Annotated in this window: 22 protein-coding genes; 12 read left to right on the forward strand and 10 right to left on the reverse strand. The window is 42.4% G+C overall.

Features of this window, described 5'->3' with window-relative positions:
* Window positions 1-77 precede the first annotated feature (77 nt).
* Window positions 78-809 carry a MurR/RpiR family transcriptional regulator gene (locus ASE42_RS14440; RefSeq protein ID WP_056767604.1) on the forward strand — a complete coding sequence of 244 codons (732 nt, stop codon included), beginning with the start codon at window positions 78-80 and terminating at the stop codon, window positions 807-809.
* A 17-nt stretch (window positions 810-826) separates the two neighbouring features.
* Here the strand turns inward: ASE42_RS14440 and ASE42_RS14445 are convergent, their stop codons facing one another.
* Window positions 827-2,026: an MFS transporter gene (locus ASE42_RS14445; protein WP_056767607.1), complete on the reverse strand. Its 1,200-nt coding sequence runs from the start codon at window positions 2,024-2,026 to the stop codon at window positions 827-829.
* 145 nt (window positions 2,027-2,171) lie between these two features.
* Between ASE42_RS14445 and ASE42_RS14450 the strand changes: the two genes are divergently transcribed.
* Window positions 2,172-2,651, forward strand: coding sequence for an aminoacyl-tRNA deacylase (locus ASE42_RS14450; protein WP_056767610.1), 480 nt, complete (start codon window positions 2,172-2,174; stop codon window positions 2,649-2,651).
* Between the two features lie 36 nt (window positions 2,652-2,687).
* Here ASE42_RS14450 and ASE42_RS14455 read toward each other — a convergent pair whose 3' ends face one another.
* The gene (locus ASE42_RS14455) at window positions 2,688-3,596 is read right to left on the reverse strand and encodes a LysR family transcriptional regulator (RefSeq protein ID WP_024424569.1); all 909 of its coding nucleotides are present in this window, start codon (window positions 3,594-3,596) and stop codon (window positions 2,688-2,690) included.
* 104 nt (window positions 3,597-3,700) lie between these two features.
* On the opposite strand from ASE42_RS14455, the gene ASE42_RS14460 reads away from it, so the two are divergent.
* Window positions 3,701-4,903 (forward strand): MFS transporter, encoded by a 1,203-nt coding sequence (locus ASE42_RS14460; RefSeq protein WP_056767612.1) that lies wholly within the window; start codon window positions 3,701-3,703, stop codon window positions 4,901-4,903.
* Between the two features lie 63 nt (window positions 4,904-4,966).
* On the opposite strand, the gene ASE42_RS14465 is transcribed toward ASE42_RS14460, so the two are convergent.
* Both ASE42_RS14465 and ASE42_RS18760 read right to left on the reverse strand, forming a co-directional pair.
* Window positions 4,967-6,046 (reverse strand): DUF3900 domain-containing protein, encoded by a 1,080-nt coding sequence (locus tag ASE42_RS14465; RefSeq protein ID WP_039177040.1) that lies wholly within the window; start codon window positions 6,044-6,046, stop codon window positions 4,967-4,969.
* A 200-nt stretch (window positions 6,047-6,246) separates the two neighbouring features.
* Complete coding sequence (locus ASE42_RS18760) at window positions 6,247-6,396, reverse strand: DUF1540 domain-containing protein (RefSeq protein WP_073204211.1); 150 nt, start codon at window positions 6,394-6,396, stop codon at window positions 6,247-6,249.
* Window positions 6,397-6,752: 356 nt separating this feature from the next.
* Between ASE42_RS18760 and rfbF the strand changes: the two genes are divergently transcribed.
* From rfbF to ASE42_RS14490, 5 genes are read left to right on the forward strand one after another with little or no spacing between them, the layout of a single operon-like run.
* Window positions 6,753-7,517, forward strand: coding sequence for a glucose-1-phosphate cytidylyltransferase (rfbF, locus tag ASE42_RS14470; RefSeq protein ID WP_024424573.1), 765 nt, complete (start codon window positions 6,753-6,755; stop codon window positions 7,515-7,517).
* A 4-nt stretch (window positions 7,518-7,521) separates the two neighbouring features.
* Entirely contained in the window at window positions 7,522-8,493 is a 972-nt protein-coding gene (locus tag ASE42_RS14475) for a GDP-mannose 4,6-dehydratase (protein WP_025092661.1), read from the forward strand.
* 12 nt (window positions 8,494-8,505) lie between these two features.
* The gene (locus ASE42_RS14480) at window positions 8,506-9,417 is read left to right on the forward strand and encodes a putative nucleotide-diphospho-sugar transferase (RefSeq protein WP_024426658.1); all 912 of its coding nucleotides are present in this window, start codon (window positions 8,506-8,508) and stop codon (window positions 9,415-9,417) included.
* The gene (locus ASE42_RS14485; RefSeq protein WP_056767615.1) at window positions 9,414-10,604 is read left to right on the forward strand and encodes a glycosyltransferase family 2 protein; all 1,191 of its coding nucleotides are present in this window, start codon (window positions 9,414-9,416) and stop codon (window positions 10,602-10,604) included. Before ASE42_RS14480 ends, ASE42_RS14485 begins: the two co-directional genes overlap by 4 nt.
* A complete protein-coding gene (locus tag ASE42_RS14490) occupies window positions 10,605-11,534 on the forward strand; it encodes a putative nucleotide-diphospho-sugar transferase (RefSeq protein WP_056767618.1) in 930 nt (309 codons plus the stop codon).
* Between the two features lie 234 nt (window positions 11,535-11,768).
* On the opposite strand, the gene ASE42_RS14495 is transcribed toward ASE42_RS14490, so the two are convergent.
* Both ASE42_RS14495 and ASE42_RS14500 read right to left on the reverse strand, forming a co-directional pair.
* Window positions 11,769-13,007 (reverse strand): MFS transporter, encoded by a 1,239-nt coding sequence (locus ASE42_RS14495; RefSeq protein WP_056767620.1) that lies wholly within the window; start codon window positions 13,005-13,007, stop codon window positions 11,769-11,771.
* Window positions 13,008-13,154: 147 nt separating this feature from the next.
* On the reverse strand, window positions 13,155-15,194 hold the full coding sequence (locus ASE42_RS14500; RefSeq protein ID WP_056767623.1) for a penicillin-binding transpeptidase domain-containing protein: 2,040 nt from the start codon (window positions 15,192-15,194) through the stop codon (window positions 13,155-13,157).
* A gap of 208 nt (window positions 15,195-15,402) precedes the next feature.
* Here ASE42_RS14500 and ASE42_RS14505 point away from each other — a divergent pair, with 208 nt between their 5' ends.
* A complete protein-coding gene (locus tag ASE42_RS14505; RefSeq protein WP_056767626.1) occupies window positions 15,403-16,866 on the forward strand; it encodes an SLC13 family permease in 1,464 nt (487 codons plus the stop codon).
* A gap of 5 nt (window positions 16,867-16,871) precedes the next feature.
* Here the strand turns inward: ASE42_RS14505 and ASE42_RS14510 are convergent, their stop codons facing one another.
* Complete coding sequence (locus tag ASE42_RS14510) at window positions 16,872-17,228, reverse strand: hypothetical protein (RefSeq protein ID WP_041108616.1); 357 nt, start codon at window positions 17,226-17,228, stop codon at window positions 16,872-16,874.
* An 83-nt stretch (window positions 17,229-17,311) separates the two neighbouring features.
* Between ASE42_RS14510 and ASE42_RS14515 the strand changes: the two genes are divergently transcribed.
* On the forward strand, window positions 17,312-17,539 hold the full coding sequence (locus ASE42_RS14515) for a hypothetical protein (protein ID WP_039177063.1): 228 nt from the start codon (window positions 17,312-17,314) through the stop codon (window positions 17,537-17,539).
* On the opposite strand, the gene ASE42_RS14520 is transcribed toward ASE42_RS14515, so the two are convergent.
* The gene (locus tag ASE42_RS14520; protein ID WP_024424582.1) at window positions 17,520-17,999 is read right to left on the reverse strand and encodes an Hsp20/alpha crystallin family protein; all 480 of its coding nucleotides are present in this window, start codon (window positions 17,997-17,999) and stop codon (window positions 17,520-17,522) included. The genes ASE42_RS14515 and ASE42_RS14520 overlap by 20 nt on opposite strands.
* A 65-nt stretch (window positions 18,000-18,064) precedes the next feature.
* On the opposite strand from ASE42_RS14520, the gene ASE42_RS14525 reads away from it, so the two are divergent.
* Together ASE42_RS14525 and ASE42_RS14530 are read left to right on the forward strand one after the other, a co-directional pair.
* Complete coding sequence (locus tag ASE42_RS14525) at window positions 18,065-18,322, forward strand: hypothetical protein (protein WP_003213975.1); 258 nt, start codon at window positions 18,065-18,067, stop codon at window positions 18,320-18,322.
* A 6-nt stretch (window positions 18,323-18,328) separates the two neighbouring features.
* Window positions 18,329-18,562 carry a hypothetical protein gene (locus ASE42_RS14530; RefSeq protein WP_034623095.1) on the forward strand — a complete coding sequence of 78 codons (234 nt, stop codon included), beginning with the start codon at window positions 18,329-18,331 and terminating at the stop codon, window positions 18,560-18,562.
* A 36-nt stretch (window positions 18,563-18,598) separates the two neighbouring features.
* Here ASE42_RS14530 and ASE42_RS14535 read toward each other — a convergent pair whose 3' ends face one another.
* Together ASE42_RS14535 and ASE42_RS14540 are read right to left on the reverse strand one after the other, a co-directional pair.
* The gene (locus tag ASE42_RS14535) at window positions 18,599-19,990 is read right to left on the reverse strand and encodes an amino acid permease (protein WP_025092665.1); all 1,392 of its coding nucleotides are present in this window, start codon (window positions 19,988-19,990) and stop codon (window positions 18,599-18,601) included.
* A gap of 180 nt (window positions 19,991-20,170) precedes the next feature.
* Window positions 20,171-21,244 carry a glycosyltransferase family 2 protein gene (locus ASE42_RS14540; RefSeq protein WP_025092666.1) on the reverse strand — a complete coding sequence of 358 codons (1,074 nt, stop codon included), beginning with the start codon at window positions 21,242-21,244 and terminating at the stop codon, window positions 20,171-20,173.
* Window positions 21,245-21,347 lie beyond the last annotated feature (103 nt).

Consider the following 21,347-nt stretch of genomic DNA (forward strand, 5'->3'; position numbering starts at 1 on the left):
GCAAGGGTGCCCTATTTAGAGATTTGTTACATAAAAGAAACACATTGTGACATGTAGTTGGAGAAAGGGGAAGTCAGATGTTTTCAAGTGAGGTCATTTCCAGCTTTAATGAACTAGAAAGCGCTTTATACCGATATATCATGGAAAACAGTGAAAAGGTCGTGTACATGAGAATTCGAGATCTTGCAGATGCTGCACATATTTCCACCTCGTCTGTCCTTCGCTTTTGCCGAAAAGTAAATTGTGAAGGCTTTTCAGAGTTTAAAGTGAAGCTCAAAATGTATTTAGAATCAGAGCAGGCACCTTCTTTAAAAAGCACTCAGCACTTTCTATATGAATTTATTGAACGAACATTGAAGGGAGACTTTGAGGGGAAAATTAAGGAGGCCGCGAAGCTCATTGCTGAGGCAAAAAATGTGCTGTTTATCGGAACTGGCAGTTCTGGCATTTTGGCGCAGTATGGGGCGAGGTACTTTTCAAGTCTTGAGAAATTTTCATTTTACATCAATGATCCGTTTTTTCCGATGAATATGCAGTATTTAGACAATAGTGTCACCATTGTGCTGTCTGTATCAGGAGAGAACAGTATTACAATTGATCATATTTCGAAGTTAAAAAGAGAAGGCAGCAAGATCATTAGTATTACGAATAACCAGCACTGCACGATTTCGCGCATTTCAGATTTAAATATTGCCTACTACGTCACAGATGAACGGGTCCACAGAGCCAATATCACCACACAGACGCCAGTTGTGTATATTTTAGAAGCCATGGCCCGTGACATGTTTGCGATGTTAAAAGAAAAGTAAAAGAGCCGCTGCATACATCAGCTGCTCTCTTTTTTCTGCTTCATAAAAGCAAGGATGGCAATGCCGGAACAAACGAGCACAAACAGACCGCCCAGCAAATACACAGACCTCGCCCCGTATGCATCTGCAATCAATCCAACAAAGAAAATAGATAAACCGACTGATACTGAAGAAAGGACGTAGTGAGCCGAATACACCTTTGATAAGTCATGTACTGGCGTTTCCGTTTGAAGAATGGTTTGCTGCGAAACATCTCGGATTTGGTAGGCAGGCCCCATCAAAATACAAAGCACCAAAGCAAGCCACGGCAGGCTGTTCAGTGAATAGACAATGGTCAGCACTGCATAAATGAATGAACCAGCTGCCATATAGAGGAGAAGCTGTTTTTGAATAAACTGACTCATCCATGCAGCTAAGAGCCCGCCTATGATGGCACCTGTATAATAAGCGGCATTGATAAACCCCCACCATTCCTCATCTTGCTTTAAATCATGGGTGACAAAGGCAAGCGTAATCGCCCCGATCCACACAGCACCCGCAATATTTTCACAAACATCCATAAAGGTCAGGGTGCGCACCGTTTTATTTCTCCAAATGATCGTCCAGCCATCTTTGAAGCTGTTCATCTTATTTGTTTTTCGAACCGTCTCTTCTTGCTTGAGAAGAGGAAAAACAGGGATGAATAATAGATAAGACAACACAATCATGACACAGGTGATCCACATTAAATAAAACGGCCCGATCCATAGGACGAGCATTCCAGTGAACGAATAACCGGCGATTTGAACCATTTGATGAAAAATGGAGGCTGTACTGTTTGCTTTCACAAGCTGATTTGCTGGTACAAGCATCGGCATGATGGCCTGCATTAAAGGACTGATGAACCCGCCTGTGAGGGAAATCAAAATAAGCGCACTAAACAACCAGACCATATGCTGCTGAAACAAATGAAATTGGGCTGTAAACACGATGAGCATCCCAAGACGTAAAAGCGGGATCCATTTCAATAGCCGGCCAGCTTGAAAGTAATCAGTTAAAACAGGAGAGAAAAGCCCAGCCAATAGCTGGCATATCGTTCTAATCAGCGGAAAGACAGCCGCATAGGCAACAGATTGTGTATCTTGATAAATGACAAACGTGATCGTCATGACAAATAAAATATCACTCAGCATGAGAAGGCTTTTACTGCTTGTATAACACCAAAACTTGTTTCCCATATTAAACCGGCTCCTTTTCAAAAACAAGTTCAGTATAGCATGGTGATGGTGTGTCCAGAGGTTTTTAATTGAAAAATACATCTTAAGGATGAGAAGATTGTGATAAGCTAAATGAAGGACATTGTAAGGAAAGGGGTTCAATCGATTGAAAAAATTACCGGCACATGACTTTTTGGACAAACATGGCATCCCATATGAGATCAAAACATTTTCTGCCGAAACAGAAAAAGGAGCAGCAAATGTAGCGGCAGCTCTTGGTTTTCGTGAAAGACAAATGATTAAAACATTGATTTTTGAAACAGGAGAAGGGGAGCAGCTGCTTGTGATGGTTGGCGCTGACCAGCATATTAAGTCAGGGAAACTCAAGAAAGCGGCCGGCTCCCGTAATATTAAAATGGCTTCACCGGAAAAGGTTCTTGAAGTGACGGGCTATCGAATTGGTTCGATTCCGCCGTTTTGCTGGCAGCCAGAAGGATTCCGCACCATTATTGAGGCTTCGTTATTAGAAGAGGAAATATTAGGTGTTGGGGCAGGCGAATGGGGAAATGAAATCCTCATCACCCCAGAACAATTGGTGAAAGCCTCAAAAGCTGTACCGTTTGACATCGTGCAGCCATCTGAATAGAGAAAAAAAGTGCCTGTTTCAGAAGCAGGCACTTTTTTAATTGGCAGCAGGCGTAGTAAATGGACCGATACCTTTCATTTGCAGGAAGGCATCCACGGTTCTATTTTCTTCAAGATCATTCGCCCGTTTGCACACAACCACCGGTCTGACGATCTCAATGCCTTCAATGTACACGCGCCCAATTTCTTGCCGCTTGAGACTGCCATGAACCGCATCACGGGGAACAAGTGTGATGCCATATCCAGCTTTGATCATTTGAATCGCTTCATGAACACCGCTGAATTGTAAATCAACGGTCGGTTTTTTGATTCCTTTCGAGGTAAAAAGAGAGAAGAGTTTATCTCTTGTGGAACTGCCTTCTTCACGCATCAAAAAAGGCTCCTGACTCAGGCGCTCCAGCGGGACGGTTTTTCCGTTTAACGGATGGTCTGCCGGCACAATAAAATCATAGCTTAAATTCGTTAAATGAGAAGTGAGAATCTCCTCATGGTGCAAATCCTCGATCACAGCGATGGCTACATCTGATTCATATTGAAGCAGGCTCTCTAAAACTTGAGCGGAGTTGCCGCTTTTTAATTCAATTTCTGTCTGTGGTGAAGATGTTTTAAAAGCAGCAAGCCAATCTGGCAGTAAAAAGTTGAGTGGTACATAGGTAGAAGCGATGCGGAGCCGCCCCTTTTTTCCGTTTTGTAAAAGCGTGATCTGATATTCTACTTCTTTTTCAGCCTCGAACACTTGCCGGGCATAAGGGTATAGAATTTTCCCCATTTCCGTAAGTGTAATGCCTCTGCCATTTCGTTTAAAAAGACGGAAACCGATCTCACTTTCAATGCTTCTAAGCTGAGCCGTCACAGCTGGCTGTGTCAAAGATAGCACGTCTGCTGTTTGTGTAACGCTTTTTGTCTCTGCGACCTTTGCAAAAATCCGAAGGGCATGTAAATTCAACTTTAACACCACCTATTAATTATTTTGATGGTTTAATCAAAAACATTCATTAGATTTATTATAAGGCATCCCTTATTGTAAAGATAGCGAAGGGGGAAGGGAAAATGGATCATCGTCAAAAGCAAGTGGTGTCAATATCACTTATCACAGCATTTGCACTGATTGGGGATTCAATGCTTTATATTGTTCTTCCGATCTATTGGAAAGAGGTTGGTTTATCATCTATTTGGGAGGTCGGGCTGCTGCTGTCCATTAACCGATTCATCCGCATCCCGCTCACACCTGTCGTTTGGTGGCTCTATCGGTTTGTCCCAATGAAGACTGGTGTATTAATCGCTATTTTGATTGCGTCCGTGACCACAGTGCTTTATGGTGTGAGCGGTTTTTGGCTCCTGCTGATTTGCCGCTGCGCTTGGGGGCTGGCATGGACGTTATTGCGTATGAGTGGAATGAGATTAATTGCTGAGATGGAGGAAAGCTCTCAAGGGCATTATACGGGCATTTATAATGGGCTTTACCGGCTTGGCAGTTTATTCGGCATGTTATTTGGCGGAATATTCGCCAGCCTGATCGGCTTCCAGTCCATGACACTTGTTTTTGGTTTACTCACATTACTAGGAATCATTTTTTATGTCTCTTTGGATGAGATTGAAAAGGGAGAAGAGGGGCAGGTGTATCAAGTCATCAAACAGAGGTGGCTTGCACGGGATGTTGTAAAAGTATTAATGACAGGTATGCTGATCGCACTTGTGATCCAAGGGTTATTCGCATCAACACTCAGCCATGTCATTGAAGCAAGGATCGGTCATGGAGAATTTGCTCTGTTCGGCTTTGTCATCGGAGCTTCGGCTTTAAGTGGAATCATTCAAGCGCTCAGATGGGGGTGGGAACCATTTGTCGCACCGAAAACGGGCAAATGGTTTGATGGGCTTGTGATGAAGGAACGAACGCTTTGCTGGATGTTTCTTTCATTTGGAAGTCTCAGTTTTCTGGCGGTCATGCTGAAAGTAAGCGGCTGGTTTCTTGTGATGCTGCTTTTGATCCAGCTGCTGTCAACAGTCTTAACGACATTAACAGATACGCTTGCCTTTCAAAAAGCCTCTGCTCAAACCGATAAAAACCGCTTCCTCGCAAGCTATTCCTTTGTTCAAGATATGGGAGCGGCTTTAGGACCCTTGTTCGGATATACGATGATTCAGTTTTTTGGATCAAGCAGCGTCTTTTGGCTGATGCTCATCATAAGTTTATTGCTTGTCAGCATGTGGGCAAGAGGCAGGGAGCTGCATGTTTCTTCTGATCCAGCATAATAAATTCAGGTCTTATACAAAAAAATGCCTCTTGCGCTGAATGCAAGAGGCAGTCATGGTTTCTTATTCTACATCTGAATCATAGGCTTTTTGCGTCAGCTGGCTGACCACCTCTTTTAACCCATTTGGTTTATGAAACTCAACAGGTGTGCTTCCTTTTTCGAAGACGATTTGATCTGCTTCAACGAGCACGACATACCGATTGTTGAGCTTTGCAATATGGATCGAGTGGCCAAAGTCTGCTAGAAGACCTTTGATTTCCGTCTCGCCTAGACGCATTTTCATTGTGATATCAGGAGTTTGTTCAACAATATGAGAGGCTGCTTGTGTAACCTGCTCTGTATCGAGTGTTTCTCTAATTTCTCGTTTTTCACTCGCTTCCCATATTTCAAGATCCTCTTCAAACTGCTTTAATTCTTCACTTTCATCCTGTAATGTTTCAAAAACCTGTTCCTGTACCATATTCATGACCTGTGATTTCATGATTTCAGGCATGGATTCACCGTATTCGACGAACTTCAAAAAGTCTTCAAAATAACGAGCGTGTGAGGATTGGTGAATTTTCACTTCCGCTTCTTCAGTCATTCCCTCTTCTGGCATAAACGGGTATTGAATCGATTTCATGTTTTTTGTCGTAATAGCCATTTCGACTTTTCTAATCAAGGTAGATGTATCAGCGATAGAAGCCACTTTTTGTTCGAAATCGCATTTCATAATAAAGACAAAGGAATCATCGAAATACTTTTTAGGAACAGCAGAAGCAACTAAAAAAACGCCGCCTCTGACAGCACTTGTATCTAAATATGTGCGAACAAACTGTTCACTGCATTCATTAAACAATTCTTTTGTATCGGCAAATCTCGTTTGATGAAATAGGTTGTAGTTTGGATTTGAATCAAGCTCATGACCAGGCTCTACAATAAATCGGCCAATTTTGGTCGGTACTTGTTCAGATTTAGGGTGTCGGTCCACTTTTCGTTTGACGATTTTTTTCAGTTCACCGTCTAAAAAGTCCTTCAGCTCACTTTGTTCAAATTCCTCTTGATCTAGTGTTTGATAATGTTTAAATCGTTTATTTGCTTGTTCATCTTTGCCTTCGATTTCCACGACAAAGAATGATAGAAAACGTATCGTAAAATCCATTGATTGGTCACCACTTTTTCTTCTTCGGATATGTTGAGTATAGAAAAAGGAGTGAAAATCGTCAACGAATGGAGAAATATCGTGTCATTATTTCCCGAGAAATGTTTATTGAAAAACACTTGATAATAATTATCATTCTTGATAGAATGGTAAAAGAAAAGAAGGAACCTGCCAGTTCCTTCATCTCAGAGAAAAATAGATTATTTTGTTTCAAATGTTTCGCAATCAGTTTCAGCATTGCGAGTCACTTCAGTCATCGTGTTTTTACCGATTTTAATGGTAGAAGCGGTACAGCTGTTTTCAGCCCAAAAACGGCAAGAGTTCACTTCACAAAGAACGTTTTGTGCCAAGGGAATTCACCTCCGTAATTCATATTGAGAATGAAACAAGCTGCCACTTGAATTCATTCAATCTAGTAGTCTCTTTGTAGAAAGAGGCTGTTTGTGCTGGTTATGCACATGTTTATCATACCATCTACCCTGAAAATATACAATTTAAACTTTGGAAGAGCGAGAATATGAATCTCGCTCTTTTTTTATTTGTAAAAATAGTTAAATGCTAGGTGGCACACTCTCTCATTTCGACATATGAATAGAGTAGATTCAAAACCTGATGTCGGACAAAGTATGGGGGTACATGTACTGATTTTCCGCATAAAGATAGGGTTTTTAATCAAAAAATCTTCATAGAGAGATGAGGGGAGAAGATGAAAGCAGTCATTCTCTGCGGAGGAAAGGGAACGAGAATGAGTGAGGTCACACAAGCGCTTCCTAAACCACTTGCTATGATCGGAGATCGGCCTATTCTATGGCATATTATGAAAATCTATCAGTATTACGGTGTAGACGAATTTATCCTATTGCTTGGATATAAAGGAGAGAAGATCAAAGAGTACTTTCTGAACTACGATTGGCAGCATCACAGCATGCAGCTCGATATGGCGACAGGAGAAATGAAGCTTTTAGGGAAAAAGGAGAACTGGAAAATCACCTTTTTAGATACAGGTGAAGATACGATGACAGGCGGACGTTTAAAGCAGGCACAGGATTACATTGGTGATGAGACCTTTATGATGACGTATGGTGATGGACTGGCCAATATCAATATGTTTCATTTGCTGAAACGTCATCAGGATCTTGGAGCAGCTGCGACTGTCACAGGCATTGAAAAGAAGTCCCAGTACGGGACACTGAAGGTGTATAACGGGATGGCACAATCCTTCTCTGAGAAGACAGACAGTATCGGGATGATCAATGGAGGATTTTTTGTGTTGTCTCCAAAGGTATTTGATTATTTGACAGATGATGATCAATGCGTGTTTGAAGCGGAGCCTCTTCAAAACCTGGCGGATGATGGAGAGCTTGCCGTTTATGAACATCACGGATTTTGGACAGCAATTGATACGTATAAAAACCTGAAGGAAATCAACGACATGTGGACAGATGGAAAACAACCATGGAAGGTTTGGTGACAGCATGAGCGGATTTTGGAATGGAAAGAACGTATTTGTAACTGGATGTACAGGACTGTTAGGGAGCTATCTCGTCAAGGAATTGATTGATCAAGGGGCAAACGTGACTGGACTTGTGCGTGATCAGGTGCCTCGATCGAATTTATATCAAGGCAGTCAATTTGAAAAAATGAATGTGGTGCAAGGCGCATTAGAGGATATGCAGACGATTGAACGTGCGTTGGGAGAATATGAAATTGACACCGTCTTCCATTTGGCTGCCCAAGCCATTGTTGGGGTCGCAAATAGACATCCTGTTTCTACATTTGAAGCGAATATTTTAGGGACATGGAATGTACTGGAGGCTTGCAGAAGACAGCCGCTGATCAAACGAGTGATCGTGGCATCAAGTGACAAAGCCTACGGTGATCAAGAGCAGCTGCCATACGATGAAGACATGCCGTTAAACGGGAAACATCCGTATGATGTCTCGAAAAGCTGTGCAGATCTCATTTCTCATACGTACTACAACACATATGGTCTTCCGGTTTGTATTACACGCTGCGGTAATTTATATGGAGGCGGAGATTTGAATTTCAACAGAATCATTCCGCAAACCATTCAGCTTGTGTTAGAAGGAAAGGCGCCGGAAATTAGAAGTGACGGGACATTTATTCGTGATTATTTCTACATTGAAGATGCAGTGAAGGCTTATTTGCTGCTAGCTGAGAAGATGGAGGAAAAAGGGCTGGCGGGAGAAGCCTTTAACTTTAGTAACGAGATTCAGCTGACAGTGCTTGAGCTTGTGGATAAGATTTTAAAGGCAATGGGAAGTGAACTGAAGCCTCGTATTCTCAATCAAGGAACACATGAAATTAAGCATCAATATTTGTCAGCAGAGAAAGCGAGAAAGCTGCTTGATTGGAAGCCTGATTACTCCATTGATGAAGGCTTAGAGAAGACGATTGAATGGTACCGCGAATTCTTTCAAAAATAGAGGTGTAAATAGATGAACAGCATATATTGTACGGTTCTTTCAAGTGGAAGACTTTATCAAGCCATTGCGTTTTTCTTATCGTTGAAGCAAGTAGAAGATGATGCTGTCATCAAGACGTTATGCATGGATGATGCTGCATTTGATTTGCTTCATCAAATGAATTTTCCGCATGTGGATCTTGTTCATGTACGGGAGCTCGAAACACCAGAGCTGCTGGAGAAAAAAGAGGAACGGGATGCATCGGAATATTGCTGGACCCTAAAGCCGATTTGGATTGAGTGGTTATTTGAACAGGAGCAGGCAGAGAGCGTGACCTATCTTGATGCGGATTTGTTCTTTTATGAGAGCCCTCAGGTGATTTTTCAACATCAGCCGAATGCTTCTGTTTTAATTTCGAGAGGGGATATTGTCATTCCAAGCTTTGATGCAGAGGAAGTGAAGATGCTTCAGAAGCTTTTAGGACGCTATAACTCAGGCTTTCTGCATTTTAAAGGAGATGAAGCCGGACGAAAATGCCTCAGCTGGTGGAAAGAAGAATGCTTAAAAGAATGTAAAAATGCACCGGGAGAAGGCAAGTTTGGCGATCAAGGATATCTAGATCATATGCCGAGGCTGTTTGACAAAGTAGAAGATATTGAGACAAAAGGCGTGAATATTGGTCATTGGAACTATGGGCAGCATTCTTATCGGGAGGAGAATGGACGTATTCTTCTGGAGGATGGGCACCCGCTCATTTGCTATCATTACAGCGGCTTTCGGATTGTGAGCAAGGATGAGATGCAGCAAATTCATGAAAAAGGACGAAATGACCTGCCGTTTTTCCAAGAAGCCTATCGGCAAGTGCTTCGCCATGTGATTGAATCTGTGGAGCAGGTCGATCCGCTGTTTAACGGCTATGCCAAACGGGAGGAGGATGACGCATGAATGAAAAGCCAAAGGTAAGCGTCATTATTCCAAGCTATAATGCCAAAGAGCGTTTAGAAGGAAGCCTTTTTTCCTTAACGCTTCAGGAAACAGATATTCCATTTGAGGTCATTGTTGCCGATAATGGCTCAACGGATGGCACGATGGAAATGCTCGAGAATATTGAGGTGAACTTCCCATTTAAAAAGGTGCGTATTCCTGTCAATCAAGGGATTGCAAAAGGGCGTAATCATGCCATTCGCGAGGCGGAGGGAGATCTGCTCATTTTTCATGACAGTGATATGCTGGCAGAACCGAGATTTATTCAAAAGCATGCAGAGGCTCATGCTGACAGGGAGGATCTTGTCATTTGCGGTGTGTGCTGGAAGCGGATTTATCGCTATTTTTACAAAGCGTTTGATAAGGATCATATGAAGCGGTTGAAAAAGCAAGGACTGTATAAACGGAAAATGGAGGACAAAACGCCTCTTTTATCATTGGAAGAAGTCGAAAATGGTGCATTTCTAGAGAAAAGCTTCGATTTGCAGTCTGAGTTTATTGATATCCTGAAAGACATTTTGGAAACGTACCACTATGATTTAGGTTCTTATGAGCTGCCATGGCGATTTTTTATTACAAATAACTCCTCTGTTAAACGTAAGCATGTCATGGCACTAGGGATGTTTGATGAAAATATCGTTCGGTACGGATTTGAGGATTATGATTTAGGGATTCGATTGAATCAGCTTGGTCTCTCCTTTGAATTGCGAGAGGATATCATGAGTGTGCATCAAGAGCATCCAAGTAATTTAACGTCATTTGATGACATCAAATACAACATTTTGTATATGTGTGAGAAGTACAATCATATTGACGCTATTGATGTCCATTTGGCTTTCTCTGGTCCGTTTTCTCACACTGTGACAAATGATATTGTGAAAGAAGTTCGGCAGCTGCGTGAGAATCCAGCATTTGATGACCTGTTATCCTATTTTTTAGAGCTGCTTCATTTGATCACAGAACGGAATGTAGGCATCAAGCGGGATAAAAAAGATATGTTGACAGCCAAGCATGTTCCTTTGAAAAAGCTGGCAGAAGCGGCGCAGCTTGCACGTGAGGAGTATGGCTGCATGGTGCTTGTAGAAGCCATTCAAGGGCTGACGAAAGAGCTGTTGCGCGTTGATTTGTTCCAAGTGGATGTGTTGTAAATGGCGTCTTATCACTTTACAACCATTGTGTCGAATACCCATGTTTTTAAGCTTTTGGCGCTGATTCATTCGCTTGAACAAAACGCGCATGCCTTCAAGCTGTCCGTTTTATGTGCAGACCCTTTGGCTTATAAAGTATTAAAGGAGTTCCCTCACCCGCATGTTCAATATGAACAGCTTGAGGACATTGAAGATGATACGCTGCGGAAGGCAAAAGAAGATCGAACGTTTCATGAGTATTGCTGGACATTAAAGCCTGCTTTTCTGCTCAAAATTCTTGAGTCCTCAGATGCAGATTATCTTGCCCATCTGGATACGGATTTGTATTTTTATCATGATCCGGAGGCGATTTTTGCAGAAAATCCAAGCGCTCATTTATTTTTGACGGATCATATGAATTCCAAGCGGTTCTATCATTTTTATGAGTTGTCTGGCCGCTTTAATACTGGGTTTGTAGGCTGCCGTAACACAGATGTTGCCAAACAGGCAGTCACGCAATGGAAAGAAAACTGTCTTGCCCATTGTACTGTAGAAATGGATACAGAAAAAAAGACGTACGGAGATCAGCGGTATGTGGAAAGATGGGTTGATGATTTTGAAGGGGTTCATATCGTTGCATCTAAAGGAGCCAATGCGGCGATTTGGAACATTGAAAACTACAAGCTTTCAGTTGTAAAAGGAGATATGTATCTCGACGAATGTCCACTCTTGTTCTATCATTTTTCTGCCTTTACGATCATTGACGAGAATACCTTTAACCTTAATTGGTATTACTATATGAAAGAACAGAAGCTTGTGGAACATTTGTATATTCCGTATGCCGACTTGGTTCATCAAAAGATTAAACAGGTGCAAAAGGTATTTCCAGAATTTAAGCAAGGATTTATTGCAAGGAAGCATGTTCCTGACACGCATTTTTATGAGAGATGAAAAAACCGCTCATTTATTGAGCGGTTTCAGCGTGTAGACAAACCCTCGCATTCGGTGTCACTCCTGTGCGCTGGTGCTCACGAATAACATATTCGCTCCGCAAAAGTAGCTGTCCTTCCTAGACTGCAAAGGTTTTCTATCACGCTGAAAAGAAGACAAAGTGCTAAAATACACATCATTTTATCCCTTTGTCAACAATCGGAAAAAACCGCTCATTATTGAGCGGTTTTCTTTTTATGATTCATTCCATTTGGAGATGGTTTGGTCGCTAGGAAGTAAGAAGGCTAGGATGCCTAATATCGGTAAAAAAGCAACACCGATCATGGTAGGCGTTAAGCCGAAGGCATCAATGAATGAGCCGAGGGCAACCGATCCGATTGCACCCATACCAAACGCAAGCCCAACAGTTAAACCAGACATTGTGCCAATTTTCCCGGGAAATAGTTCTTGGGCATAAACCACGGTGACAGAGAAGCTTGATGTCAAAATGAGCCCGATCAGTCCGAGTAAAACATAAGCAAAAACCGGTCCGGCAAATGGCAGCAGCAGGGCAAGCGGGAAGGATGCCAATAAGGAAACTAAAATCACGTTTTTCTTGCCGAAGCGGTCTGCAAGCGGCCCGCCTAAAAATGTCCCAATTGCACCTAGAATGAGAAATAAGAAGATATAAGTCTGTGATTCTTTAATCGTCAAACCGTATTGTTCAATCGCATAAAATGCATAGAAATTCGAAATGGCATTTCCATACCAAGAGCGGGCGAAGATGAGAAAGACGATAATGCCAAGTGCAATGAGTGCTGATTTACGATGAATATCAGATCTAGCAGCTTTTGCAGGTGTTTTTTTCGCTTGGGCTCGAATGGTTTGAAGCCTTCCTGCGTACCATCTTGAAATATAAAGAAGGAAACCAACCGCCAACATTCCAACAATCGTAAACCAAGCCACGCCTGTCTGACCGAGCGGGACGAGCATTAATGCAGCGATAAGCGGAGCAAAGGCTTGACCTGTATTCCCGCCTACTTGATAGATGGACTGGGCAAGTCCTCGTCTTGGACCAGCTGCCATGTTGGCAACACGGGAGCCCTCTGGATGGAAGATCGCAGAGCCGAGTCCGATAAAGACAACGCAAAGCAGAATGGTGGCAAACGACGGAGCAAACGCGAGTCCGAATATACCGACTGCACTTGAAAATAAAGCAATCGGAAGTGCATAAGGCATCGGCCGTTTATCTGTGTACCACCCAATAGCTGGCTGCATCACGGAGGAGACCATATTTAATGTAAAAGCAATCAGCCCTAATTGTGTAAAGGTCAGCCCCATTGAGCGTTCCAAAATAGGGAACATCGCAGGAATAACGGCTTGTAATGTGTCGTTCAGCATATGACAAATACCAATAATCAATAAGATGGGATAAACCGTTGAGCCGGTAACAGAATGTTGAGGTTTATCCTTTGTACGAGCAGCAATGGCCAATGAGACTTCCTCCCTTCATTTATCTGTTTTCTGTTTTTTGCATTCTTCTCATTTTATTCATAAGGTGAACTATAAAACAATAGCAAATTGTCATGATTTAGAAAAAAAGAGACACAAGCATTTGATTGAGCTTGTGTCTCTAAAGAGTTATTTGTAAAAAGAAGCAATGACAGGCTTCATTTTTTGAACGACGAGTCCACTGCCGCCGCGGTTTTTCACCCCTTCGATCATGCCGACGAGGACGTAATCTTCTTTTTTAGGATTAAACGCAAGTAAAAATCCATTTTCAGTGCCGTCTGTTGCACCTTGTTTGCTTTTTAATTCTGCCGTTCCCGTTTTAGCGGCAATATCCGCTCCTTCGATTTGTAAGGAGTGGGCTGTTCCGTTTGGACTGGTCACGACCTTAGTCAATGCGTCTTTCACTGTGTCTGCCGAGCCTTCTTTGATGATTTGTTTTGGTGATGCTGTTTTTTCATCTTGAATCACTCGAGGGTAGACAAGCTTGCCTCCTGTAGCAAATGGAGAATAGGCATGTATTTGTTCAATCGGTGACATGAGTAATTCGCCTTGGCCATACGCCGAGTCAGCCAGTAAGATATCCGATTGAATACCATCGTTTGATACTTGTGTAGGCTTCATTGTAAATGGCATGTGTAAGTCTTCGCCAAATCCAAATGCTTTCACTTTTTTCTCGTAGGTGTCTTTGCCGATTTCGAGTGCTTCCTGTCCAAAATAAATATTGTCTGAGTACACAAGGGCATCGACCATATTTACTTTTTCTTTATCGTGAACCCGTGTGATGCGATAATTTCCCCAAGATTGATCCTTCTGCCATTTCAGTCCGTGAATGGTGCGCACTTTGTCAGGCTTTGTGACACCTGTTTCCAGCCCAATGGCGGCTGTAATGGTTTTGAATGTGGACCCTGGTGCAAACCGGCTCGCATATCGAGCTTGGAATGGAAGGTCTGGATTTTCACTGTATGCCTGATATTGCTTAGGTGTGATCCCGTTTGTCATGAGATTGACATCGTAGGAAGGGGCGCTGACAAGTGCTAATAGATCACCTGTTGATGGATTCATGATGGTGACGGCCCCTTTTTCACCTTTCAGCTGATCATAGGCTTTTTTCTGTAAAGAAGCATCAATCGTCAGCTTCACTGTTTTTCCATCTTTTCGAGCTGATTTTTGCAATGTTTCTTCAATGCCTGTTTCATCATGGACGATGAGAATGCTTCCGCCATCTTGTCCGCGTAAGTTTTTGTCAAATGTGAATTCAAGGCCGGTTTTGCCGATAATTTGATCCGCCTTTAATGCTGGATTTCTTTTGATATCATCCGCATTTGCTTTTCCTACATATCCGGTGAGATGAGCGGCGGCTTTGTTATATGGATAGTAGCGCATTTCCTTCGTTTGATAGGTAACGCCATTTACGTCCTTTGGAATGGGCTTTTGTTTTAACATCGATTTGAGCGGGACAAACGTGTCGTCTGTGACCCATGCTTGTTTCAGCTGATTGTTGATTAGTTCTTCCTCTATATCAAAAGCTTTGCTGATCTTTTTGATATTGCGTTCTTTTTCTTCTCCTGTTCCGAGCTTTCCTGGGATGATGCCAAGGGCGTTTCCACCAGTTGTTTCTGCCAGGGTACGTCCTTTTCGGTCGACAATGTTTCCGCGGACAGCAGGGTCAGATTTGACCTTGATGGTATCTCCTTTTTCCATTTGCGGGAAGATGAGATTTGGTTTCCAGTCCACTTTCCACTTGTCATCTTCTTCGGTGAGAATGCCCTTGTAAGACAGCTTATGCAGCTTGCCAAGAGACGTTTTCATCGTTACATCATAGGAGAATTGATACCTATCTCCTTTGTCCTGTTTTTCAACGTTGAGCTTTGAAATGTTCAGATCATAAGCACCAATGCCGTTGAAAATATTGTCGTATTTTTCGGCTAGTTGTTTTTTTGAAAAGTCATTGGCTTTCAAAGATGTACTTGTCACCTCATCTGCCAGCTTCGTAAAGTCTTTCTTCTCCATATGTTTCGTAAAGCTTTGAGCGGCTTTTAAAGCCTCTTTTTCTTTTGAGAAAAGAGTATCTTTTAAGAAAAAGAAAGCAGCAGCAACGACGATGATGCTAAGAAGAGGGATAATGACCTTTTTCTGTTTCCAAAATGATTTTTTTTGATCCGTATACAATGAAAACACCTCAATTTTTGATTAGATCCTCTATATTTTACAGTGATTGGTCGTGATTTGTATAGTTTCTCCTATGAAAATAGACCAAGGGATCATGTCATGGTTGGGGAATGGGAGTAAAATAACTGCTATTCATCATGAAAGATATCTTCATTTTTTCTTATGATTTAAAGGATTTCTTAAAAGATCATCGAATGTTAGAAAAAATATGACAAGCGCTTTCAAAAGGGGGGGAATTGTTATCGTTTATAAAAAGGTGAATTTGATTGGACTTGTTCTTGGACCGACACTCTTTTTGCTCGTTTTTTTTCTCATACCTGAAGATGAATTGACCTATGCTGCGAGGGTAGTCTTGGGCATTACAGCTTGGACAGCTACATGGTGGGTGACTGAAGCACTGCCCATTCCTGCTACATCTTTATTGCCCATCATCCTGCTGCCGACACTTGGCGGGCTTTCTATGGAACAGGCATCAAGGGCTTATGGAGATCCGATCGTCTTTATGTACATGGGAGGATTTATGATCGCAATTGCCATTGAAAAATGGAAATTACATAGAAGAATGGCCTTACACATTTTAAGGGTGATTGGCACAAGAAGTGACCGCATTGTCTTAGGTGTCATGATCGCGACTGCTTTTTTATCTATGTGGATTTCGAATGCAGCGACAGCACTAATGATGCTGCCAGTGGCACTTGCAGTGATTAAAGAGGTCAAGACAAATGAAATCTTATCTGGTCCATCTCTTGATCGATTCAGTAAAAGCATCTTATTGTCGGTAGCCTATTCAGCGTCAATTGGAGGTTTGGCGACACTTGTCGGGTCTGTGCCAAATGCGGTATTTGCTGCGATGTCAAAAAAACTGCTAGATCGAGAGATTATGTTTTTCGAATGGTTTTTGTTTGGTTTTCCAGTTGCGATAATTCTGCTTATTCTCTTATTTTTGTATTTGACGAGGATACAGTTCAAGGTAGAACACAAAGGTGAAATGAGTGCTGCGTTCATTCAAAAGGGATTAGAGGATTTAGGAAAAATGAAAAGAGAGGAAAAATGGGTATTTGTTGTTTTTCTCATGACGGCGTTCTTATGGATTTTTAAGCTCTTTTTGTTTGGAGGGATGACCGTATCTGATACGTCTATCGCCATTTTTGGTGCCATGCTGTTATTTCTCATTCCAGCAACAAATGGAGAGAGAATATTAGAATGGCAGGATATGAAAGAACTGCCATGGGGGCTTTTGCTTTTGTTTGGAGGAGGGCTTTCGCTCGCTACGGGCTTTGCAGAAACCAACCTAACAGGATGGATCGGAGAAAATTTACAGCATTTAAACGGGCTTTCGTATATCATGCTGTTGATTATTTTAACGGGAGCGATTCTGTTTATGACTGAAATTATGTCTAATACGGCTGTTGCCAATATGATTATTCCGATAACGGTAGGGCTTGGGCTTGCGATTGGAATCGAGCCGTATGGGTTAATGGCAGCGGCTGCTTTGGCTTCCTCCTGTGCGTTTATGCTGCCGATTTCCACACCCCCAAACGCTGCTGTCTTTAGTGCGGACGTGCTGAAAATATCTGATATGGTCAGGGCGGGTTTTTGGTTAAATATCATCAGTATTGTGGTGATTGTTCTTGCGGTCTATTTCTGGCTGCCGGTAGTGCTGAAAAGCTGAGCGCATTAAGAAGATGAAGGCTTTGATCGAATCGAGACAACCGGTGTTTTTGTTTCTTTTGGCTTCGGTGTTTGTGTGGATTTTTTGATGCATGTGTCCTTTGGCGTGTAATAGGTTGCCCCAATATTGAGCCTGCCTTGAAGCTGGTCAATAGAAAGCTCCCCAAATTCTAAATGGTAATCAATTTTGTCCACGCGCAGGGATTCAATATGGATGTGTGTATCCTCTGAGACAGGAGCAGCTGGTGCAGACATTTTTTGCTCAAGAGCGGCGAGTCTTTTTTCTAGCTCAATGACAGATGGGGATGAATTGGATTCAGTTTTTTTAAAGAGTGATTGAATGAAATGTTTCAAGTAGACCACAACCTTTTCTTCCGCCTTACTCTAGTCTATGGAAAAGCTGCCCCGTATATACTTATAGAGATGACAAGAAAGGGGAGACGCATATGCTGCCTACTCAGATTCACATTGCTCATATGAAAACGAATTCGATTGGCACAGGATCATCTATGACGTTTGGCTCGACGTTTGTTCGCAATCATTGCAGTACGATCAAACGAAACAATGGCTTTGGGGAACAGAATGCTGATGGCGTGATCACGATCCTGCCAATTGAAACAATTGATGATCGTGATCAAATAGACGCTGTGAGTATCAATATTCGTCATCTATGATGATAGCCGTCGCTTTTCCTTCATCTTTTTGCAAGCGGATGTAAAGTACACCGTCTTTAAAGGCAGCATTCATTTGACCGAGAATCATTTCTGGAAGGCGGATTTTCTTTTCAAACGGACCATACTTCCCTTGTTTTTGGCGAAAGTCCTGCTCGTTAAAAAAGGAAAAACGCTGTCCTTTCACAACCAAATATTCACCATATGATAACACCTGAACATCTTCCTTTCGGTAGCCAGGCAAATAAATTAAGTATTGAATTTCTGCATGGGTTTCCACCATGTCGATTGGAGGAAACGACGCATCTGATCCCCGCTGATCCTGCTGTGTGAATGTAAATGGAGATGGACCGTTTGCCATAAAGGGGGATCTTTGCTCATCATCGAAGATCATTTTCCAAAAATCATCTCCATGCATTTGCTGGGCAATATCCATCCACTGCTTCATTTTTTCGAAGTCCATGTGAAGACCTCCCGTTAACATACTTGATGGGTGCTTGCATATACCTATAAAAAGGAGGTTTATCTGTGGTTCAACCAACTCCGTATATCAATATTAATATTTTCATGTTAAAAATTAATTCCTTTGAAAATGCGTCGGCGGTGAATGTCGGACAAAATTTGTTAGCAGAGTGGCAAAACTCAGATAAAAAAAATCAGGGTTACGGACAGAATTTTGGAGATGCCAGCGGTTTTGTCGGTACAAAAAGCCATGTAGATGATCGAGATCAAGTGGACTCACCTGCCTCTTTTTCGCCAGCAGCTAAACCCATTCAAAGGAAGTGACGTGTGATGTTATTCTCACCCTCAGTCGTCAATGTCGGTGCTTTTAAAATCAATACAATGGATCGGGGTGCATCACTGACGCTAGGACCTTATCAGCAGATTGATTATTTTCTCTCGATGAAATTGAATCAAGGTTTTGGTGAGGACAATGGAGATTGTTCACCGCTTGTCATTCCGATTTCAAGCGTGTTAGATCCAGATATGGTGGACTCAAATTCAGTCAAAAACAGTGTGATTTAAGCAAAAAAAGAGACCGGGAATCCCCGTGTCTCTTTTCTAATGTGTTTCATTAAGATGGCTTTTTCGTCTTGCATAGGTGAAATAGACAACAACACCGATGACGATCCAGATGAGGAAGGCTCTCCATGTTTCCCATTTCAGTGTGAAAGCCAAGATCATACAAATGACCGCACTAATGATAGGAAGGACAGGGACAAAGGGTACTTTAAAAGCTGTATTCATATTCGGATGTTTTTTCCGGAGTACGATCACAGCGATAGAGATCACCGTAAAGGCCGCAAGTGTACCGATGCTGACTAAATTAGCAAGTGTTGATAAGTTGACGAATCCAACGATACATGACGCAACAGCGCCTGTCAGCCAAGTGTTGGCAACCGGTGTCTTAGATTTTGGATGAACGTTTGAAAAGATTTTCGGCATGAGTCCATCTCGGCTCATGGCAAAGGTTAAACGAACCTGAGCGTAGACAAGTGCAATTAACACTGTCGTAATCCCGATAATAGCACCTGCGGATATAATGCCAGCGACACTATTCAGGCCAACCACTTGAAGAGCAAAAGCGACAGGATCACTGACATTCAGCTTCGTATAGTGAACCATGCCAGTTAAGACGAATGAAACCCCGATGTATAAAATCGTACAAACACCGAGCGCACCGATGATTCCAATTGGCATCGCCTTTTGCGGGTTTTTGACTTCTTCTGATGCATTAGCGATTGCATCAAATCCAAGGTAAGCAAAAAAGACAGTTGCGGCTCCAGCAATCACGCCATGGAAGCCCATTGGCATAAACGGTGTCCAGTTTTCAGGTTTGACGTAAGCAAAGCCTGAAATGATAAAGAGAAGGACGATGGCAATTTTGATCAGCACAATAATGTTATTCAGCTTTGTGCTTTCTTTGACGCCTCTTGAGACGATAAAGGTGATGAGCAAAATAATGAGTGCGCCTGGAAGGTTAAAGACGGCCCCGTCAGCGGCTCCAGGTGCAGCTGATAAAGCCTTCGGTATGTGCAGGCCAAATCCGCTGAGCAGTGATTGAAAATAGGACGACCATCCACTTGCTACAGCAGAGAGCGCAATAACATATTCCAGCATGAGATCCCAGCCCATTAAGAAGGCGAGAAATTCCCCAAGTGTTGCGTAGGAATACGTATAGACGCTTCCTGACACAGGAATGGATGAGGAGAATTCAGCGTAGCAAAAAGCAGCAAGGGCGCATGCGATCGCAGCCAAAATAAAAGATATAATAATCGCAGGTCCCGCATCATTTGCCGCAGCAACCCCCGTAATGACAAAGATTCCAGTCCCGACCACACAGCCAATGCCAAGCAAGATTAAATCAAACGTATTCAACGAACGGCTGAGCCGCTTTGTTTGACTTTCAAGCATGAGCTGGTCGAGAGATTTTTTTCGAAATAAAGAACTCATGTTGACCTCCTAATGGATAAATCTTTTCGTAAGACGAATGTTAGTATATGCGCAAATGACAATTTAGTCAATTGGTTGAAAAACGCTTTAAATCACTAAAGTATTAAACGTCACAACCGAATAAGTATATAAAAAGAGACATCCGCCGTGAAATCGAAGGCGGATGTGGTGACAGACGATCTATGTCTGTTCAGCAAATATTTTTTCATTGTACAGCACACTTGGATGAGTGGGATGATGGGCGGAGGAGGCATGGTGATGTATTTTGGCTTGCTCCAGGTCGCCGAGCTGATAATAACAGTAGCAAAGCTGAAGGTGAGGATACCACGTTTTATATTGTGTAAGTGTGAAGGCTGTTTCGTTTTCAGGAGCCTTCAGCGCCTGCTCATACCAAAAGATGGCCGCCTGATGTTTATTTTGTATTTTTAGATGATCCCCGATCCGGCAGCAAAACTCTGGCCGGGGCTGATCATATAAGAAGGATCGTAATAATGAGGATAAGGCCGCTTCCTCGAAACCTACCGCATAATAGCAGTCCGCTAAATATTGGCATGTGCGAATTTCATCCTCAATCCAGCACTGTTTTGTGTTTAAAAATTCATGATAAAAACGAATCGCCCTGACATGCTGACCGTTGTCCCTTAATTCATTGGCAAAATAAAAGAGATCTCGGGGCGTCATATCCTCTCCTTTTGCCAGCATGTTTTCATAAATTCGCAAGTTGCGCCCAGGCTCACCAAGAGTTGTTTTCTTGCGTTTTTGATGTGTGACGGCGATATCTGCTGGAAAGATATTTCCATACACTTGAAGAAACTCATGAACGGCCCCATACCACTGAAAGTTCAACGAACGCTTCACAAGGCGATTTCTTCTATATTTGAAATTGACCTGACCGTCTTCATCGAATCCCACATGATAAAACATCGAAACGGCATCCACCGAGGGATCAAGTGTCTGCTTGAGCTGAAGCAGTTTTTGGCGGTCTTCTTCAAGCAGAACATCGTCAGCATCGAGCCATAAAATATACTCTTTCGCTGCATGTGAGAAAGCAAAGTTGCGTGCTTTTGCAAAATGCTGGACCCATTCAAAATCCAGCACCTTTGCTGAAAAGGAATGAGCGATCTCCTTCGTTTGATCTGTTGATCCCGTATCAACGATGATCATCTCATCGACAATGTCTTGAACAGAAGAAAGACAGTCCGCCAGCACTTCCTCTTCATTTTTCACAATCATACATAAGCTAATGGTTATCATCTTTAGATCACCTCTTCATAGTGTATCGAGCATCAAAAGGAAACATTCTTTTCAGCAGCGGGTTTTTTAAAACTAGTTTTCTGCTACTGGCTGATTTAAAATA

The sequence above is a fragment of the Bacillus sp. Root920 genome, assembly GCF_001429445.1.
Taxonomy (GTDB): Bacteria; Bacillota; Bacilli; order Bacillales; family Bacillaceae; genus Bacillus; species Bacillus safensis.

Bases quoted from the DNA above. Each gene is read 5' to 3' on its own strand.
- ASE42_RS14475 (WP_025092661.1), top strand. From the start codon at position 7,522: ATGAGCGGATTTTGGAATGGAAAGAACGTATTTGTAACTGGATGTACA.
- ASE42_RS14460 (WP_056767612.1), top strand. From the start codon at position 3,701: ATGGATCATCGTCAAAAGCAAGTGGTGTCAATATCACTTATCACAGCA.
- ASE42_RS14440 (WP_056767604.1), top strand. From the start codon at position 78: ATGTTTTCAAGTGAGGTCATTTCCAGCTTTAATGAACTAGAAAGCGCT.
- ASE42_RS14490 (WP_056767618.1), top strand. From the start codon at position 10,605: ATGGCGTCTTATCACTTTACAACCATTGTGTCGAATACCCATGTTTTT.
- ASE42_RS14445 (WP_056767607.1), bottom strand. From the start codon at position 2,026: ATGGGAAACAAGTTTTGGTGTTATACAAGCAGTAAAAGCCTTCTCATG.
- ASE42_RS14480 (WP_024426658.1), top strand. From the start codon at position 8,506: ATGAACAGCATATATTGTACGGTTCTTTCAAGTGGAAGACTTTATCAA.
- ASE42_RS14505 (WP_056767626.1), top strand. From the start codon at position 15,403: ATGACAAGCGCTTTCAAAAGGGGGGGAATTGTTATCGTTTATAAAAAG.
- ASE42_RS14535 (WP_025092665.1), bottom strand. From the start codon at position 19,990: ATGAGTTCTTTATTTCGAAAAAAATCTCTCGACCAGCTCATGCTTGAA.
- ASE42_RS14515 (WP_039177063.1), top strand. From the start codon at position 17,312: ATGCTGCCTACTCAGATTCACATTGCTCATATGAAAACGAATTCGATT.
- ASE42_RS14485 (WP_056767615.1), top strand. From the start codon at position 9,414: ATGAATGAAAAGCCAAAGGTAAGCGTCATTATTCCAAGCTATAATGCC.
- ASE42_RS14530 (WP_034623095.1), top strand. From the start codon at position 18,329: ATGTTATTCTCACCCTCAGTCGTCAATGTCGGTGCTTTTAAAATCAAT.
- ASE42_RS14465 (WP_039177040.1), bottom strand. From the start codon at position 6,046: ATGGATTTTACGATACGTTTTCTATCATTCTTTGTCGTGGAAATCGAA.
- rfbF (WP_024424573.1), top strand. From the start codon at position 6,753: ATGAAAGCAGTCATTCTCTGCGGAGGAAAGGGAACGAGAATGAGTGAG.
- ASE42_RS14540 (WP_025092666.1), bottom strand. From the start codon at position 21,244: ATGATAACCATTAGCTTATGTATGATTGTGAAAAATGAAGAGGAAGTG.
- ASE42_RS14520 (WP_024424582.1), bottom strand. From the start codon at position 17,999: ATGGACTTCGAAAAAATGAAGCAGTGGATGGATATTGCCCAGCAAATG.